The 17664-nt window shown below is 44.5% G+C and carries 15 protein-coding genes; 5 read left to right on the top strand and 10 right to left on the bottom strand.

Features of this window, described 5'->3' with window-relative positions; translation table 11 throughout:
• The first annotated feature begins 196 nt into the window (after nt 1-196).
• The 3 genes from BUB81_RS16995 (at nt 197) to BUB81_RS16985 (ending at nt 3229) form a co-directional block, all read left to right on the top strand.
• Complete coding sequence (locus BUB81_RS16995; protein WP_245819258.1) at nt 197-1081, top strand: cation diffusion facilitator family transporter; 885 nt, start codon at nt 197-199, stop codon at nt 1079-1081.
• 1 nt (nt 1082) lies between these two features.
• Nucleotides 1083-2720, top strand: coding sequence for an FMN-binding glutamate synthase family protein (locus tag BUB81_RS16990; protein WP_073324554.1), 1638 nt, complete (start codon nt 1083-1085; stop codon nt 2718-2720).
• A gap of 83 nt (nt 2721-2803) precedes the next feature.
• Nucleotides 2804-3229: a universal stress protein gene (locus BUB81_RS16985; protein ID WP_073324553.1), complete on the top strand. Its 426-nt coding sequence runs from the start codon at nt 2804-2806 to the stop codon at nt 3227-3229.
• A gap of 427 nt (nt 3230-3656) precedes the next feature.
• Here BUB81_RS16985 and BUB81_RS16980 read toward each other — a convergent pair whose 3' ends face one another.
• Nucleotides 3657-4727, bottom strand: coding sequence for a mechanosensitive ion channel family protein (locus BUB81_RS16980; protein WP_073324552.1), 1071 nt, complete (start codon nt 4725-4727; stop codon nt 3657-3659).
• A gap of 141 nt (nt 4728-4868) precedes the next feature.
• Here BUB81_RS16980 and BUB81_RS16975 point away from each other — a divergent pair, with 141 nt between their 5' ends.
• Complete coding sequence (locus tag BUB81_RS16975; protein ID WP_073324551.1) at nt 4869-5240, top strand: diacylglycerol kinase; 372 nt, start codon at nt 4869-4871, stop codon at nt 5238-5240.
• On the opposite strand, the gene BUB81_RS16970 is transcribed toward BUB81_RS16975, so the two are convergent.
• The 8 genes from BUB81_RS16970 to BUB81_RS16935 all read right to left on the bottom strand — a co-directional run bounded on the left by BUB81_RS16970 (nt 5229) and on the right by BUB81_RS16935 (nt 15561).
• The gene (locus BUB81_RS16970; protein ID WP_073324550.1) at nt 5229-6431 is read right to left on the bottom strand and encodes an MFS transporter; all 1203 of its coding nucleotides are present in this window, start codon (nt 6429-6431) and stop codon (nt 5229-5231) included. The two genes, BUB81_RS16975 and BUB81_RS16970, sit on opposite strands and share 12 nt — an antisense overlap.
• Before the next feature lie 48 nt (nt 6432-6479).
• Nucleotides 6480-7949 carry an EAL domain-containing protein gene (locus BUB81_RS16965; RefSeq protein WP_175555830.1) on the bottom strand — a complete coding sequence of 490 codons (1470 nt, stop codon included), beginning with the start codon at nt 7947-7949 and terminating at the stop codon, nt 6480-6482.
• A gap of 251 nt (nt 7950-8200) precedes the next feature.
• Nucleotides 8201-8650: a cyanase gene (gene cynS / locus BUB81_RS16960; RefSeq protein ID WP_073324548.1), complete on the bottom strand. Its 450-nt coding sequence runs from the start codon at nt 8648-8650 to the stop codon at nt 8201-8203.
• A gap of 302 nt (nt 8651-8952) precedes the next feature.
• Nucleotides 8953-9900: a signal peptidase I gene (lepB, locus tag BUB81_RS16955; protein WP_084526678.1), complete on the bottom strand. Its 948-nt coding sequence runs from the start codon at nt 9898-9900 to the stop codon at nt 8953-8955.
• A 1453-nt stretch (nt 9901-11353) separates the two neighbouring features.
• The gene (gene acuI / locus BUB81_RS16950) at nt 11354-12337 is read right to left on the bottom strand and encodes an acrylyl-CoA reductase (NADPH) (protein ID WP_073324547.1); all 984 of its coding nucleotides are present in this window, start codon (nt 12335-12337) and stop codon (nt 11354-11356) included.
• Between the two features lie 12 nt (nt 12338-12349).
• The gene (acuR, locus tag BUB81_RS16945; protein WP_073324546.1) at nt 12350-13003 is read right to left on the bottom strand and encodes an acrylate utilization transcriptional regulator AcuR; all 654 of its coding nucleotides are present in this window, start codon (nt 13001-13003) and stop codon (nt 12350-12352) included.
• Nucleotides 13004-13183: 180 nt separating this feature from the next.
• Nucleotides 13184-14104 (bottom strand): alpha-E domain-containing protein, encoded by a 921-nt coding sequence (locus tag BUB81_RS16940; RefSeq protein ID WP_073324545.1) that lies wholly within the window; start codon nt 14102-14104, stop codon nt 13184-13186.
• A 2-nt stretch (nt 14105-14106) separates the two neighbouring features.
• A complete protein-coding gene (locus BUB81_RS16935) occupies nt 14107-15561 on the bottom strand; it encodes a circularly permuted type 2 ATP-grasp protein (RefSeq protein WP_073324544.1) in 1455 nt (484 codons plus the stop codon).
• 168 nt (nt 15562-15729) lie between these two features.
• Between BUB81_RS16935 and BUB81_RS16930 the strand changes: the two genes are divergently transcribed.
• Entirely contained in the window at nt 15730-16473 is a 744-nt protein-coding gene (locus tag BUB81_RS16930; protein ID WP_073324543.1) for a proteasome-type protease, read from the top strand.
• On the opposite strand, the gene BUB81_RS16925 is transcribed toward BUB81_RS16930, so the two are convergent.
• Nucleotides 16470-17546: a zinc-binding metallopeptidase family protein gene (locus BUB81_RS16925; protein ID WP_073324838.1), complete on the bottom strand. Its 1077-nt coding sequence runs from the start codon at nt 17544-17546 to the stop codon at nt 16470-16472. The genes BUB81_RS16930 and BUB81_RS16925 overlap by 4 nt on opposite strands.
• Nucleotides 17547-17664: the final 118 nt, after the last annotated feature.

Here is a 17664-nt window from a genome sequence, read left to right as displayed (position 1 = left end):
ATTTGCTATCGACAAAACGCCGATATTCTGCGTTATATTACTGTTGAATATTTGGTCACACAATACTACGAAAGTCAAACTTTTGACACATTTTGACCGAGTTTGTCAAAAAACAAACATAAATACTGCTGGTCGGTGCAGTTTGGCGCGTATACTCAGTGTACTTAAAGCAAACGAATTAACTAATGAGCGTAACGTGAATAAAGTTGAGCGGTTTACAGCAATAAAACGCGTGCTGATTATTGAAGGGGGTGTAAACTTATTACTTACCCTCACTAAACTGGTAGTTGGGTTGTTAACGCATTCATCCGTTATCCTTGCCGACGCGCTGCATTCACTTACTGATTTATTAAATAATGTGATTGCGTTCGTTGCCATAAGAATCAGCCAAAAACCCGCCGACAAATCCCACCCATACGGACACCAGAAGTTTGAGTATCTGGCTATTTTCTTATTGGCGGTTTTACTTTCTGTGGTGTCGTTGGAGCTGGTCTTATATGCCATTGAGCATCACGGCAATGTCGTTGAACAAAATATTACGGGACTGGTCTTGCTGATAGTGGCAATTGCTGTCAACTTTTTACTGAGTCGCTGGCAATTGCGAAAGGCGTCTGCGCTCAAATCGGAATTGTTGGCAGCCGATGCTAAACATACCTTTAGCGATGTACTTACATCGATAGCAGTACTGGTTGGCTGGCAACTAGCAGCGTCTGGTTGGTATTGGCTGGATACCGTGTTTTGTTTGGGCGTTGCGGTATTAGTTGGTCATTTAGCCTGGGAACTGTTTCAGCAAGCGTTACCCGTGTTGGTAGATGCAAAAGCTGATGATGAGGCCCTGTCAGCAGAAGTGCTTTCTCGTCATTCAGCGTCATTTGAACATATTACCAGAGTAACAGATGTGAGAACCCGCCGAATGGGAGAGCAGGTTAATGCTGACCTTACATTGTTGGTATCACCCGATTTAACGATTACTGAAGCTCACAATCTGGCCCACGAATTTGAAGACTATCTCAAAACACAGGTAGAACTCGATGATGTTGTGATACACATTGAGCCAGACCTTTCATCTCAACGGAGTTAACGTGCGAAACAGGGTTTTGTTTATTGTAACCATCGGCTTGATGTCGGCTTTGCTATTGGCTTTTACCTACAATGGCTACTGGTGGGTTGTTGGTATTTTTGGGTTGTTACTGGCGATAGCTATTCACGACATAGTACAAAAACGCCACTCGCTGCTGGCAAACTTCCCATTAGTCGGCAGGATGCGCTGGATTATTGAGGAGCTTAGACCGTTTGTTCAACAGTACTTGCTTGAAACAGAAACCAGTGGTCGACCCATTAGCCGTATGTTTCGCTCAATTGTGTATCAGCGCGCGAAGAATAGTTTAGATACCGTGCCATTTGGCACGCAAATCAACACCTATCAATCGGGCTATGAATGGATAGGGCACTCGTTATCAGCGCTGAGTGTGGACGAGCTGGACGAAGATCCCCGAGTGGAAATTGGTGGGCCAGACTGCTCTCAACCCTACAAAGCCAGCTTGCTGAATATCTCTGCAATGAGCTTTGGTAGCTTAAGTAAAAATGCGGTGCTTGCACTGAACAAAGGCGCAAAATTAGGTGGCTTTTATCAGAATACCGGAGAGGGTGGTCTTACACCGTACCATCTTGAAAATGGTGGAGACATTGTCTGGCAAATAGGCACGGGCTACTTTGGGTGCAGAAATAAAGATGGCACATTTAACCCGCTTACTTTTCAGGAAAAAGCCCGTCTACCAGCGGTAAAAATGATCGAAATTAAACTCAGTCAGGGCGCGAAGCCGGGGCATGGCGGTATTTTACCTGCACACAAAAATACCCCCGAAATTGCTGAAATTCGCGATGTGCCTGTTGCCACAGATGTGATTTCACCTCCCACACACAGCGCGTTTTCAACCCCTGTTGGGTTACTTGAATTTGTAAAAACGCTGCGCGAACTAAGCGGCGGTAAACCGGTTGGTTTTAAACTGGCCATTGGCCGAAAAAGTGAGTTTATTGCTGTGTGCAAAGCCATGAAGCAGTCTGGGATCACCCCCGATTTTATTACCGTGGATGGCGGAGAAGGTGGCACGGGGGCGGCGCCATTGGAATATTCAAATAGCATTGGTTTTCCATTGCGCGAAGCGTTGGCCTTTGTTGATGACTGCCTGGTTGGATTTGGGCTGCGCGACAAGATCAAAATAATTGCTTCCGGGAAAATCATCACTGCGTTCCAAATGGTGAAAAACTTGTCGCTAGGCGCAGATGTTTGTAATAGCGCCAGGGGAATGATGCTTGCGCTAGGATGCGTTCAATCTTTGTCGTGTCATACCAACACGTGTCCGACTGGTGTAGCTACCCAGGATCCGTCTCTGTATAAGGGGCTGGATATCAAGGATAAAAGCGCACGGGTTGCTATGTTTCATCATAAAACAGTGAAAGCGATGGTGGACATACTGTCTTCCACGGGGCATCGTTCTTCACAGGAGCTCAACCGGACACATATTTTCAGACGCGTAGATCAACAAACAATCAAACGATACGACGAGATTTTCCCTCTTATTGAGCCGGGTAGTTTTTGTGGCGAGCAGGTGCCAGAAGCCTATGCGCTACACGTAAAAGAAGCGTCTGCCACCTCGTTTAAACCTGTAAATATTCTTGCTCAGGTAGAAAATAAAACCCAAACCGTCAGTAGTTCGTAGGAAATGTTGATTAAAATCAACAGTTATTACACAGTGTTGTTCTATACTTACACTATAGAAGACAGCCAAAAGGAGGCTGAATTATGAGTGGTTATAACCGTGTTTTAGTAGCAATTGATGTGTTCTCTAATGAACATGAAGCCGTAGTTGACAAAGCGCTGGCCGTTGCGGGTTCTCCTACAAAAATCAATCTGATTTATGTGGCTTACCCACAAACAAACTTTGAACCTTACGGATTATTCCTGGAACGAGACTTCTCTGAAGAAGTACGCGAACAGGCGCAGAAAAAACTACAGGGCATTGCCGATGGTCACGGAATCCCGCGCACTCACGTTCAGGTAGCTATTGGCTCTGCTGCGGAAGAAATTCACGAAGTCGCGAAAAAGCTCGGCGCTGATTTAATTGTGCTGGGCACACACGGACAAAGTGGCGTCCAGTTATTATTAGGCTCTACAGCCAGTTCTGTATTGCATGGCATCGAGTGCGACTTGTTGGCAGTAAAAGTTTAACTGCCGGTAACAATTACAGCTACAGGCACTGATTTTGTCTGTGTAGGGCAGTGAGCTCCCAACCGCTCACTGCTTTTTTTATTCCTTATTTTCCTCTCTTAATGTGCTGCTTGATTCGTTTTATGAATGCTGAGTTAGTTAGCAATGTTGATTAACTTTCGGACCCAAAATGCCACGTAAATAACTAGGTTTTCTGGATCGATAAAATCGGTATGCATAACGATTGCAGCCCTAAAATGGTTACGCGTAACGATTTTAAGATTATGATATTTAACAATTTTAACTGTGCTTGACGTTTTTATCAGGTAAAAGCTTATTACTGCGAGTAAAGCTTACCCTTGTGATTACTAGCAAGTTGAAACGACTTTTCTGGCACAGCAATAATGAGGTATTTCAACACATAAAAATATCTACTCGACTTTTAAGGCTATTTCTCGTCCAACTGCTCTTGCTGTAAATTGATTGCAGTAATGGGAAAGGGGATCACAATTCCTTCTTTCTGATAGCGTTTATGTAGCGCTTTAATAAACATGGATTTGACGAAGAAGCGATTGAAGTATTCTTTGGTGCGAAGCATAACAGTGAAGTTAATACTGGAATTATCGAAAGTATGATAAACCACGAAAGGTTCGTAGGTTTCTACGCCCCATTCATGCTCAAGCAGCACCTGATTAGCCACTTCCAGTGTTACCTGTTCAACGAACTCTAAATCTGAATTGTAATGCACTCCGACTTCTACTGGCACAGAGAGCTCTTTTTCCGGATAGTAATAATTAATGATTTTTGACTGAGATACCTTTCCGTTGGGCACAATAACGATGTTATTAGGTAACATTTTGATCCAGGTAGAACGCCAGCCGATTTTTTCTACAAAACCTTGTTCGCCGCTTTCCAATTCAATGAAATCACCAATACGGAAGGGCTTATCAATAAGAATCTGAACGCCTGAGAAAAAGTTTTCTAGGGTGGGCTGTAAGGCAAGTGCGACTGCAAGCGAGGTAATACCCAATGACGCAATCAATGGCGTAACAGAAATACCCATTGAGCCCAGTACCAACAGAATGCCCAGGCCAATCAGGCAGGCCCTAATGGCCCCACTGGCGATACTGCGCGTGTTGGTTAACAATGAAGAGCGAGCGGCATAGACCTTTATGGCGTAGGTGACCCAACGTTCGATAAACAAAATAAAGGTAATAATTATTAACGCGCGAATAACGTCTGCAATGACACTACTTTGTTCATAAGACCAGATCCCTGTTATGTCGAGTCCGAAACGAGCCAGCCATAACAGAATCGTGAAGATAATCAGGTTGAGAGGCGCATTGAGAGCGAGGGCGAGTACCTGGTAAAAATGGGTAACCTGACTGTTTTGTGCACGTATTTGATTGCGAAGTCGCACCAAAAACAGGCGTTTTGCCATGTATAGGCACAACACAACCACAATACAGGCAGAGGCAATAAGCGATTGTTCAACGGTTAAAATGTTCGATAAATCCATAGGTTAACGACTCTCCCGGCTACCGGGTAAAGGTTTTGACACACCCGGTAACAGGAAAACTTGCAAATGACACACCAGAGATTCACATTCTCGTCGCATTAGTTTGCTACTATGCGACTCTCGCAGTTACAGGAACACACTATGTTTGTTACGAAGGTCACAGGGTATAAGCGTTTGTATTACGCTACCTGGTATTCTTTAAAAGGGTTAAAAGCGGCTTTTTTAAGTGAGCCCGCGGTCCGACAGGAAACGTTTTTACTGGTTGTGGGTATTGGTATTAGCCTATGGCTCGACGTCACCATAGTAGAGAGAATACTGATGATCGGCAGCCTTTTGATGATTATTATTGTGGAACTGTTGAACAGTGCAGTTGAAGCGGTTGTCGATAGAATCGGCCTTGAGGTTCACGAACTGAGCGGCAAAGCCAAAGATATTGGCTCAGCCGCTGTTTTTATGGCCATTATGCTGGCCTTGTTGTGTTGGGGCGGTATTTTATACGGGCTATTTTTCTAAGCTTGTTAGCCGGCGCAAGTCTTTGAACCAGTAGCCGCCGGCGATTACCACACCGAACGCACAAATGCCTCCCAGCAGCGTTGCATTTACAGGCCCCAATGCGGCTGCAGTACTACCGGCTCTGAAATCGCCCAACTGATTTGATGATGCGATAAATATGGAGTTTGCAGCGCTGACCCTGCCACGCAAAGCATCTGGTGTATTGAGTTGCACAACTGCCCCGCGAATTACCACACTGATCATATCTGAGGCTCCATAAACAAATAGCGCGATGGCGGAAATCCATATATTGGTTGAAAGCCCAAATACCAAAATGGAACCGGCAAATATAAGCAAGGCGTTAAACAAAGTGCTACCGGTCTGTGCGAATTCGGTTTTAAAGCGAGACAGGTAGATCCCCATTAATACCGCACCGGCAGCGGGCATTGCGCGAAGAAGACCCAGTCCCTCTGGGCCTACGTGCAATATGTCTGCAGCATAGACTGGCAACAATGCAACCACACTGCCAAGCAGCACTATAAACAAGTCCAGGCTCAAGCTGCCGAGTACGATTTGATTGTGTTTTAGAAACCGCAGGCCGCCTAATAAATCACGCTTGCCACCGGCTGTATTGGCCGCGCCCATTGCCGGCAACTGTAAAAAACTAATTAACGTGCCACACGCGCCGCACACCAGCAACCAGTAGATATTTCGGTCGAGTAGGGCAATCAGCAAACCCGCTATAAAAGGGCCTATCGTGAGCGCTAAATTCCATACTGTGCTGGTAACTGCCACAGCCTGATTTAACTGATGTGATTTAACCAGGTTAGGAAGGGTTGCTTGCAGAGTGGGTGACATAAACGCTTTTGCACAGCCATAAACACTGATCAGCGACAACAGCCACCATTTATTAAAATCAGGTGTTTGCATAAGCAATGCAAAACCAACCAGTACGGTTAACTGTGCCGTTGCGCCCAGTACCAGGATTTTGCTTCGGGATAAATGATCCACAACCCAACCGGTAATGGGAAAAAGCAGATAGACGGGGACTATTTGAAATAGCCCCACCAACGCTAGGTCGAACGGGTCTTTCGTGAGTTGATACAAATGCCAGGCAAATGCTACACCCATTATGGATTCGATAGTACTGAATACACCCCGGCCAGCCAGGAACCAGGAAAATTGAGAAGAAAACAGTGGAGTCTGTGTCATTCGAGCAGGAAATGAACTAACAAAATGAGATGGTTATATTACCACTATTTACTGTGGCTTGTCTGACTTAAGTTGAGAAATCAACTTGTTTAACGACATCGGTTTCCCAAAATGATAGCCTTGGCCAAATGCAATGCCAGCATCGAGCAGTGCCATTCGTTGCTTATCATTTTCAATACCTTCGGCAACGATATTCACATTGATATTCTTTGCAATATCGACCACATGGGGAATCAATGAAGAACGAATAGAGCCACCTTCCATTTCGCTTACAAAACTACGATCAATCTTGAGCGTATGACAGGTAAACTGGCGTAATTGCCCTAAATTTGAATACCCGGTACCAAAGTCATCAATGGCGACCTGAAAGCCGGATTCGGTTAACGAATTAAGCGTATTCTTGCTGGAGGAGCTCGCCAGTTGCTCACTTTCAGTCACTTCGACGACCAGGTTAATATTCTTCAGTGTGTTTAAAGGGTGAGCTTTAATTGCAAGTACACGGCCGTTATCAATGTCACGGGCAAAGAAGTTAATGTTGACCTTAAAGGATTCGAGTGCTTCACACTCAGGAGATAAATCGCTATAAACGCGATTCATGATTTGAACAGAAAATTCCCATGTTTTATTACTGTCTTGAATAACGGGGATGAATTCGTCAGGAAAGATTGGGCCGGTATTGTCTTTAAATCGTGCCAGGACTTCACAGCCAATGACATGACCGGAACTCAGTGACACGATGGGTTGATATTCACAGTAAAACTGCTTGGTTTTTAGCCCGCGTAACACTCTGGACTTTTTAGAACGCCTGAATCTACTGGCTATCAACAGCCCACCAAACGTCAGGACAGCGGTTAATATTGCAATAATTAACCACAAAACTAGCAGACGTTGATTATATTCCTCAAAATAGCTACGCGGTGTGAGTGTTCCTACGCAATAAGGTACAACATCACTACAGTCAGTCTGATAGAAAAACGCATCGTCGACCTTGTGCTGCGCAGTAACCGGTACCGGCAGGCTTTTGTGTCCGGCAACATGCACATGTTCGCCCTGATAGTGATACATGATCCGCCATTGCACGGGAATGCTAATTAAACTATTGAACTGTTGTTCAGTTATTACTGCATTGAAATTCCCGTTGCGAATTATCATGGCCTTGACCTGTTGGTCGAATAGCTCGATACCACGGTCTACCCAAATTTCCGAACCTTTAGGGCCCTGATAATCGGCAATATCAACATAAACGGGATCTTTAAATATGCCAACACCGGTTGAGCAGAGCATATAGTCGCCCTGGACGTATCCCAGATCTTTAATATATAAAGCGCTAAATAGATGCTGACGCATGGCTAATAACAAGTCTTCGTCACATTCTGAGACGTTGAGCGCATGCAGTGATTGAAAAACTGAATCCAGTTCACCGGTTATTTGGGCAATTTCTTCGAAGGTACTATGAATCTCAGCATGAATAACAGATTCAAAATCATACTCCAGGTATTTTGTGGCACTAAAATGCACAGCCAATCCAACGAGTAAGCTGATACATATCTTAAATAAGAGTGACAATACGTGATAACTGTTAATAGCGGGCATGAGGTGCCAATATCCATAATTCAAGCACGTTCAAAGTATAACATCGATTTGATTCAACACCGAATAACCTGGTTGTAATGACTGAAAAAAGATAGGGCGTTCCAAGTTTTGAATATGAGGGGAGGGGGAGTTAAAGTGCCCGGGTATTAAATGCGAATACCCGGGAATAAAGACGTTTAATACGTTTTATAGGGTAAAAACTTACCTGACATGACAACACTCACCCTGTCACCTTTTGGATCAGGCTCGCGCTGAAGGTCCATTGAAAAATCAATGGCACTCATGATGCCGTCGCCGAACTCTTCGTGAATAAGTTCTTTTAATGTTGTGCCATAAACATTAACCAATTCGTACCAGCGATAAATTAATGGATCAGTCGGCACCGCAGTAGGCAGAGAGCCTTTGTACGGAGCGATTTGTAGCCATGCTACGGCTTCGTCACTTAATTCAAATAAATCGCCCACTTTTTCAGCTTGTTCTTTAGTCATGGCCATTTGACCAAGACACGCTGCTGTACTCCATTCTTTAGACTGACCAATCAGGTCAGCAACATGGGCCCATTTTACGCCTTTCTTCACTTTGGCAGATTGAATCATTGCCGTTACTTGCGTGCGATCAGTGATCATAGCTTGTTCCTCATAATGGATTGAACATCAATAAATTGTGTCAGGTGTAAAAAAAGCAAAAGGCGCCCGTGCTGGCTAATTGCTTAGCCATGCAGGACGCCTTTATCCGATTTAAATTTGTAAATTACTTATGCAAACAACCCAGCAGCATCTTTAGTGCCAAGGCATAAATATTCATAAAAAACAGCGTGTTATTAGCGAATGATAGTGTAGCAAAAACACATATTGAACTAAAGTAGCGCATAAATCGCATTGAAACGCACCAACAATGCACACGCGTATGCAGTGACTAACGCCAATAGTTACCAGCTGTAAATTACCCGACCAACAATATCCTGTTCCGGAACGAATCCCCAAAACCGACTGTCACGACTATTATCCCGGCTATCACCCATAACGAAGTAATGATTAGCTGGTACTTTCCACTCAGTATTGGGCGTACCTAGTTGATTAAAATAAAAGTGAGCAGGGATCTCGCGCTGCATGTTGATTGCAATGTTGTGTTGACGTGAACCTAAGTCTTCCTGAAATATCAATAAAGGTGAACTACTCAACGTGTGTTCTGGCAATGCGATAAGATCCAACGCTTTAAATTCAGCACAGGATTCAGCCTCAGGCAGACAACGAGGTTTTACAGAGACCTGTTTGTTTTCATAACGAATAGTTTCACCGGGCAAGCCGATAACTCGTTTGATGTATAAAATATCTCTTTCCAGCGGATAGCGAAAAACAATGACGTCGCCTCTGTAAGGCATAACAGAAGGCTCGGTCTGATAAATTTCATTAGTGAATAGTGTTTTATTGGCGAATCCAGATTTGCTCACTAGTACATGTGAACCCGGTGTTAGCGTGGGTAGCATAGCCGAAGATGGTATCTGAAATGGTGCTACAACGTACAAGCGTACGAAACCGATTAATCCAAAAACACCAATCACAATAAGTATTACCGCATACCAACGTGCGAACCATTTGCGTTGTTCATCGGCATAGTAATGAGCGAGATACACAGAATGAACGATACAAATCAATGCTAAGGCAATAGACAAAAAGCCATTCTGAGCAAGCGATTGTAATAGCGAGTTCTCATAATGCGCCATAGATGCTATTGCAACAATTAAGGTCACAATAACGTAAACCCAAAACCATCTGGCTTTATTCACATACAAAAACGCAAACGCGTTTAGAAAAAGAGCGAGAATAGCTGTAAGCAGTTTGGAAGGTTTCCATTGGTTGGCATTAACAGAAGCCATATGTTGTCCTTAGCATTTCAAACCTGGTTAAAGCTAACACCTCAGGTTTCTGAATACAAAAAGAAGATATACGTAACTAATTGAAGACTCTGTAATTTTATTGATGTGGAGTAGTACTTGCATTATGGCACCAAAGTACATCATTTAACATAATATACATTATGCGCAATTAAGTATTTGAGTGTGTAGGGGCCTTTTATTTAGCTTTTCTGGCCTTTTACATCAGTAATCGAGAATCTGCGTGCTTCATTTAAATTGCTACTTTCGTGTGGGCTTCTTCCGGTCTACAACTTCAACAAAATGTATTGATACCTGTTTGTTTATGCGGTTTCAATGTTGTATCCGGAACGCTGTAATGCGGCACATATGTTTTGTGCCTATCACAGTGACAATTGTTCTTTTACCTTCGTATCTGTTGGTTGTGCCTATGTTTATTGTTGAGAATGTTGATGTTGTTTGAGTACAGTTTGGTTATGGTGAAAAATGATGGGCTAATTGAAAGGCCTCTTTCTCTTTCAGCCAATCTGTTTGAACGCTGGATAATGCAGATGTTTATGAATGCAGTCACAATTTGTGGATGACATATAGAGGGCTTAAATTTACAACAAGGAAAAGCGACTACTTTTTTGTTGTATCAGATCTTTGATCCTTTCTGATTCGAATATGAGTTAAACCTAACGCAAATGTGGCTTTAGAGACTCAAAGTTTATTCGTAACTAAACTGAGGCACCGGTAACTTAGTTGCTACTTGCCCATCAGTTAACTCGTAGAGTCAATTGGTAATTAAATATTATGTTAAATTATGCATTTAAACTGTTTTTTACGTGACTTATACCCCATATCGCTGAAAAATTTATTTATTCATTCGTCGTGTAAAAACGGTTTAAAGACTAACGCTACAGTGAACAAAGACAACGTAACAATCGTTGCGGGAATTAATACTAAAAACCAAAAGCTCGCTTTGAGGAACGTTTTCATAATGCTTAGCCTACAAATGGATATATACAGAACCAACTACCTGGCCAGTAATTTGTAAGTTCTCATTTTTTTCGTTGGTTCCCCATAGGGATTTCCCCCTAACTTCCCGTTATACGTCATAGGCTAGTTATGTACATAAATGGGCAAGTTCATTGTCTGAGGCAGTGCCAGTATCGACGATGAATTAAAAATAAAAGTGACTATCGTAAACACTTTGATGAATCAGCAGAATTAAGTGCCTGATGGCGTTTTTTGCCTTTGTAGTGCCGCACTTGATTTAAGTTGATGACTATAAAGAGAAAATCTGTTTGTTAGTGTGAAGGTTTGGGTGCAAGAATGGTTATGCGTTACGCTTCGTGACTTACATTATGGAGCAAAATCTTAGTTGCCAGGTAAGATAGATGCCTGCTAGCTGGCAATCGTTATTGCAAGCCAACAGACACCACGACTAATGCAAAATTGCATTAACAAGAGACTACTTATTTACATCTACCACTACTCTGCCCTGCACTTGCCCAGACAGAAATTCTGGCGCAATGGCTAACGCTTCTGCCAGTCCGACGTTTTTGGTAATACTTGCCAGGCTTTCTGGTGGTAGGTCAGTCGCTATTCTTGACCAAGCTTTCTCACGTACTTCCAGTGGTTGTGTAACACTGTTGATACCCAATAACTTTACACCTCGTAAAATGAAGGGCGCAACGGTAGCCGGGAAGTCCATGCCCTGAGCTAACCCACATGCAGCGACTGCGCCTTCTGACATGGTAGCCGCACAAGCGTTGGCTAATGTATGGCTGCCAACTGAATCAACAACACCAGCCCAGCGTTCTTTGGCCAATGGTCGGCCGGGTTCGCTCAGTTGTGCTCTGTCGATAACTTCTGAAGCCCCTAAGGCTTTGAGTGCGTCGGCTTGCTCTAGTCTGCCTGTAGAAGCGACCACGGTGTAGCCGAGCTTCGCTAAGATAGCGATGGCTGTCGTACCAACACCGCCATTTGCGCCAGTGACTAAGATCTCTCCTTTGTCCGGCGTAATGTTTTGTGATTCAAGTGCCATTACACACAACATTGCGGTATAGCCGGCTGTGCCAACATTCATGGCATGATATGCACTAATAGTTTCTGGCAGCGCCTGAACGAAATCTGCATTGATAGCGGCTTTTTGTGCAAGTCCGCCCCAATATTGCTCGCCAAGACCCCATCCATTTACCAACACTTTGTCACCAGCTTTAAATCGAGGTGAGCGGCTTGATGACACCGTACCAGCTAGGTCGATACCTGCTACCATTGGAAAGGTCCGCACTACCGGGCTTTTGCCAGTAACCGCCAGTGCATCTTTATAGTTCAGCGTACTGTATTCAACATCGATCACCACATCTTCATCTGGCAGCGCGGAAGTATCCAAGGCCTGAATGTCGGCTTGGTATCCCTTGTCATCTTTTGTAATGTAAATTGCGTTAAACATAATGCCTCCTGTTTAGGATTTGTAGGGTGTATTGATGGGCATGTTTGGTGACGTTAGCTGAGCAAAGAAGCCGTTAGCAAATTTGTGCATGGGCAATGCGGACTGCATGACTTTTGCACTCAATATGGCACCTTCCCAGCCAATCCAAAAATATTCAGCCTGCGCATCACAATCAATCGAGTTGTTGATTTGTCCGATAGATTGCGCCTGTCTCAGGTTTGCAGCTAATAACTCCGTCCAATGTTGCAAACAATCCGTCAGTGGTTGCTTAAATGTCTCGGACAAGATAGGCATTTCCTGACCAAAATTGCCTATCAGACAGCCGCGGGTAAACCGGTACTTCTGCATACCGTCCACCGCTTCATCAACAAACCGTTTCAGGCCCATTAAAGGCATTTCTGGTTCGCTATTAAAACAGCGTCGTAGCTTGGCGCAAAAATACTGGTCGTAGTACTGAATAACCTGTAGGCCGAAATCATCTTTGTTTTTAAAATAGTGATAAAACGACCCTTTGGGGACGCCTACCCGTTTTAAAATGACATCGATACCGACGGTGTTGAAACCGCGCTCGGTCAGAATAGCCATACCAGCAAGTAACAATGCCTGTTTTGTATCTTCAAAGTTTCTGGGTTGTTTTGGCGGCCTGCCCCGCTTAGCTGTATTCATGAATTTCTGTGTTTTAGTAAGTTTTCACTTATTATTATAGACCGGTCGTCTATAAATCAATGTTTATTTTAGACTGGTCGTCTAGATTGTTGTTTTTACTTTAAATAAAGTTTTAAGCATAAAAAAGCCGTGATGCAAATGCGTCACGGCTTTTTAGTTGAGAGATTAAGTTAAGGTAAATTAAAAGTACTGAGCATTTACCGCTTTGTGAATGTTCAGCAGTCCCTGTTGAATGTCATCAATCACTTCGTGTAAACGGCTTTGCATTAACTCATGCGTATCCAATTTAGACAATTCGTCTGCTAATGCATCAACCTGTTTTTCAATCTCGTCTGACTTCGGCAGCTCTTTTAAACATTTGCCCATTTGCTTAAGGCCATGAATGAGAGAGCGAGGAAATTGTTCATTGGTTAACAAAAATTCCAGTACATCAGAGCGGTTAATTCTGATCCGCATTTCCTGGCGATACATCTGATAAGCCGTTAGAGACTTTAACACGCCCATCCACTGAATATTTTCGAAAGCGGAATGCTCAGGAGACAAATCAGGCAGCAAGGACGCCGAGCGCACATCTATGATCCTGGATGTCATGTCTGCGCGTTCCAAATGTCTACCCAAACGCAAAAACGCGTAGCCTTCACCACGTAACATGGTGCCACCCAATAGCCCTGTTATTGTCTGATTAGCAACAATGATTTTATTCAGGCAATCAAAGCGGTGACGTCTGGTTAGTACACTTTGCCCGTCAGCTTTTGCGGTTAGGTGCAGGTTATTAATGTGCTCCCAGGCTTCTGACGGAATAATTTCACGAATAATCCGGGCATTTTCCCGGGCAAACGCTAGGCAATTAATAATAGAGCCTGGGTTTGCAGTATCCGTTACCATGAATTTGATGACGCTGCGTTCGTCGGCCTCTTTGTAGTTTTCATAAAAGGTATCCCGAAACGATAACATGTCGATTATTGGTTCCCAGCCCAGGGTAACATCACGGGGTAAGTCCAATAACAGGTGCGTATTTACCTGAATCAGGCGCGCAGTGTTTTCTGCTCGCTCCAAGTACCGTTCCATCCAATAAATGTGATTTGCGACACGTGACAACATAATTATTCACCCTCCATGTCGACTATCCAGGTGTCTTTACTACCACCACCTTGCGAAGAGTTAACAACGGTTGAGCCCTTACGCATAGCAACCCGGGTTAGTCCACCAGTGGTAACTTTGATGTCTTCGCCACTGAGTATAAATGGCCTCAAATCCAGATGCCGCGGCTCAGCTTTAGTGCCAACAATGGTCGGCGCTGTGGACAGAAGCAGCATGGGCTGAGCGACGTAATTGCGCGGATCCCGGCGTATCAGACGTACGAATTTTTCCCGCTCGGCTTTGGTTGCATGAGGGCCGATCAACATACCGTATCCGCCCGATTCGTTAGCCGGTTTAACCACCATTTTGTCGATGTTCTCTATGACGTAATCCCGCTCATCTTTGTTCACGCACTTGTAGGTCGGTACGTTTGGGAGTAATGGTTCTTCGTCAAGATAAAACTTAATGATTTCTGGGACAAAAGCATACACCACTTTATCGTCTGCTACGCCCGCACCGGGAGCATTGGCAAGACCGACATTGCCTGCTTTCCAGGCTCGCATTAAACCGGGAACACCCAGCATGGAGTCTTTTCTGAATGCCTCAGGATCTAAAAAAGCATCGTCGATGCGGCGATAAATTACGTCGACCCGGGACAATCCATCAACCGTACGCATATACACTTTGTCTTCATCGTCTACCACCAGATCGCTGCCAACAACCAGTTCTGCCCCCATTTGCTGGGCCAGATACGCATGTTCAAAGTACGCTGAGTTGTAAATACCCGGCGTAAGCACCACTATCTCTGGCTGTTCAATATCTCTGGGTGAAAGCTGACACAGCATGTCATAAAGCTGAGACGGGTAATCGTCTACCGGTAGTATGTTGTACCGTTCAAACATATCCGGGAACACACGCTTCATAACATGGCGGTTCTCGAGCATGTAAGACACGCCAGAAGGTACCCGAAGATTGTCTTCTAACACATAAACGGTGCCATGGTGATCTCTGACTAAATCAGAACCACAAATATGCGCCCAGACGCCATTTTTTGGTTTGACGCCTTTGCATTCAGGCAGGAAATTCTTTGACGCTTCCAGCAGGCTTTTGGGAACAACGCCCGCTTCAAGAATGCGCTGTTCGTTGTAAAGGTCGTCAATAAACATATTCAGCGCTTTAACGCGCTGCTTTAAGCCTTTTTCGACTTCCAGCCATTCTTTCTTGTCGATAATGCGTGGAATAATGTCAAACGGCCATGCCCTGTCTATAGAGCCTTCTTCTTCGCTGTAAACGGTGAAAGTAATCCCCATTACATGGATAGCCGTACTGGCTGCGGTTTTATATTCTTCGAGTTCTTTGTCGGAGAGGTTGCGTAAATATTTGCAGATTTGTTCGGCAGCTGGGCGGGGTTTATTCGCTACGCGAATAAGTTCATCGTAAAAGTCCCCTACCCGATAATTACCCCATCTGATTGCCATGCTCAGGTCCCTAGATCGTTGTTATAAAATGTACAATCCCATCTAATCGGCTTTTCAGCGAAATTGCAATCCTAAAAATGTCAGTTTAATGACAAAATATTGTGGAAAATTGCGCGTAATCAAGACATTCTATTCGCATTGTTCACATCTACAACAACGAGAACGACTGTGACTTATTGCTTAGCAGTTAAAGTTAATCGAGGATTGGTCTTTGCATCAGATTCACGCACAAACGCCGGCGTGGATTACGTAGCGACCTACAGCAAAATGCGTCGCTATTGCTGGCCGGGAGAGCGAGTGTGCGTGCTGCTTACTTCAGGTAGCCTGGCAACGTCTCAGGCGGTTATGAATGCGATTAACCGCGATTTACAGGACCCGGACGCAACGTTCAACTTACGCTCAGGAAAGCAGCTTTATGAAGTGGCGCAGTACATAGGTAAACTGAGTCAGGAAGAACAGCAACGTCACGCCAAAGCCATGGAGAAATCAGGTAGCAGCGCCGAATCTAATTTCATATTTGGCGGCCAGATCGCGGGTCAGCCACCTGAAATTTTTCATGTCTATCCGCAGGGCAACTTTATCAGCGCGTCAGATGATACGCCTTACCTTCAAATTGGCGAAAACAAATACGGCAAGCCTATTCTGGACCGCATTATTGCCAAAACCACGTCCCTGGAAGATGCGGCGCGCTGCGCCATGGTGTCGCTGGATTCAACTATCCGAAGCAATATTTCTGTTGGCCCGCCAGTTGAACTGGCAATGTTGCAAACCGATAACATCGATGAGCCGTTTCACAGCACCTATACGCTAAATAGCCCTATGTACAAGTCTATGCAGAAGCAATGGACACAAGGGCTAAAACGCGCATTTAACCGCCTGCCCCGTTTTGATTGGGAAAAACCAGAGCGTTAACCGGCGTTTCGCACCAGTAAATGGATAAAATGTAACTTTTCGCGTGCCCGTGGTGGGATCATAAACGGGTACGCATCGTCCAGCCCCATACTTCGATTCAGCGCGTTAAGCAGCGTAGTGAGCTTTTCCCAGTCGTCCAGTAACGTGTGAAAACTGTCTTCACTATAGCGCAATGTATGTGGCTGACCACTGGATAGCGGGTTAGACAAAGCCCGGTTTTCTAAACTGGCGTCGTATTCATTGGCTGTTTCCAGAGTGTCTACCATGTGTAGGTAATGCGCCCAGCTTTCTGCCCAGTCTTCCCAGGGGTGCATGCTGGCATACGCGCTGATACAGTGCTGATGCCAATCTTGAACCGGCCCTTCAGCGTAATATCGTTCCAGCGATGCCTGATAATCCTGTCTTTCATCACCAAACAAGGCTCTGAAGTCGTCAAGTTTGTTGCTGTCTTTTATTAATCTGTCCCAGTAATAGTGGCCTGACTCATGGCGAAAATGCCCAATCAACGTTCTGTAACGTTCGTTCATCATTTCACGCATTTTTATGCGCTTGGCCGCTTCAGCTTCTTTCAGGTTAATGGTGATCACACCATCGCTATGGCCGGTCATCACTAACTTTTTGATCGTCAGTTCCTGGCCGTACAAGGCTTCGACTTCATCTTCTAAAAATCGAAATGCTAATCCCTCGCTGTCTACAGATTTACCGCTTATCGGCAATTCAAGTTTGTTGAGGGTGTACAGCAAGTGCCGTTTTGCCTGTTCCATTTTAAACCACAGTTTGAGGTTCTCAGGCTTCGACAAGTCCGGAATTGTGTCAGTTAATGCACACGACGGGCAGTAAGCTGATTCATCTGCCGCGGGTACCAGCCAGTTGCAAATATTGTGCTGTGAATAATTTTTACAGGGACGATAGGCCTTGCGGTTATAGCAGGCGACCCAATTGCCCAGGTCGTCAATATCACAGGCCGAAATCACCTGCTCATCACTCAGGAACCCCACTACGCGCTGGCAGCTGAGGCACTGACTGTTTACAAAATACAGCGTATTTCCACACTCACAGGAATAAGTTTTCAATTCGCAGACTTCTATTGTTGTAAGCACGCTGGCATAGGGATTTACCAACTTTATAAGCGATGCCGGATAAATTTATATCCTAATAGTAGCAAATGTTTTCGTAACAGAGGAATGAATG

The sequence above is a fragment of the Marisediminitalea aggregata genome (genome assembly GCF_900129565.1).
GTDB lineage: Bacteria > Pseudomonadota > Gammaproteobacteria > Enterobacterales > Alteromonadaceae > Alteromonas > Alteromonas aggregata.
Note: the sequence above shows the minus strand (reverse complement) of the source record. Positions and strands in the feature narration are given on the sequence as shown.

Excerpts from the sequence above, each read along its gene's own strand:
- BUB81_RS16985 (WP_073324553.1), top strand. The coding sequence starts at position 2,804 with ATGAGTGGTTATAACCGTGTTTTAGTAGCAATTGATGTGTTCTCTAAT.
- BUB81_RS16980 (WP_073324552.1), bottom strand. The coding sequence starts at position 4,727 with ATGGATTTATCGAACATTTTAACCGTTGAACAATCGCTTATTGCCTCT.
- BUB81_RS16975 (WP_073324551.1), top strand. The coding sequence starts at position 4,869 with ATGTTTGTTACGAAGGTCACAGGGTATAAGCGTTTGTATTACGCTACC.
- BUB81_RS16970 (WP_073324550.1), bottom strand. The coding sequence starts at position 6,431 with ATGACACAGACTCCACTGTTTTCTTCTCAATTTTCCTGGTTCCTGGCT.
- lepB (WP_084526678.1), bottom strand. The coding sequence starts at position 9,900 with ATGGCTTCTGTTAATGCCAACCAATGGAAACCTTCCAAACTGCTTACA.
- cynS (WP_073324548.1), bottom strand. The coding sequence starts at position 8,650 with ATGATCACTGATCGCACGCAAGTAACGGCAATGATTCAATCTGCCAAA.
- BUB81_RS16940 (WP_073324545.1), bottom strand. The coding sequence starts at position 14,104 with ATGTTGTCACGTGTCGCAAATCACATTTATTGGATGGAACGGTACTTG.
- acuR (WP_073324546.1), bottom strand. The coding sequence starts at position 13,003 with ATGAATACAGCTAAGCGGGGCAGGCCGCCAAAACAACCCAGAAACTTT.
- acuI (WP_073324547.1), bottom strand. The coding sequence starts at position 12,337 with ATGTTTAACGCAATTTACATTACAAAAGATGACAAGGGATACCAAGCC.
- BUB81_RS16935 (WP_073324544.1), bottom strand. The coding sequence starts at position 15,561 with ATGGCAATCAGATGGGGTAATTATCGGGTAGGGGACTTTTACGATGAA.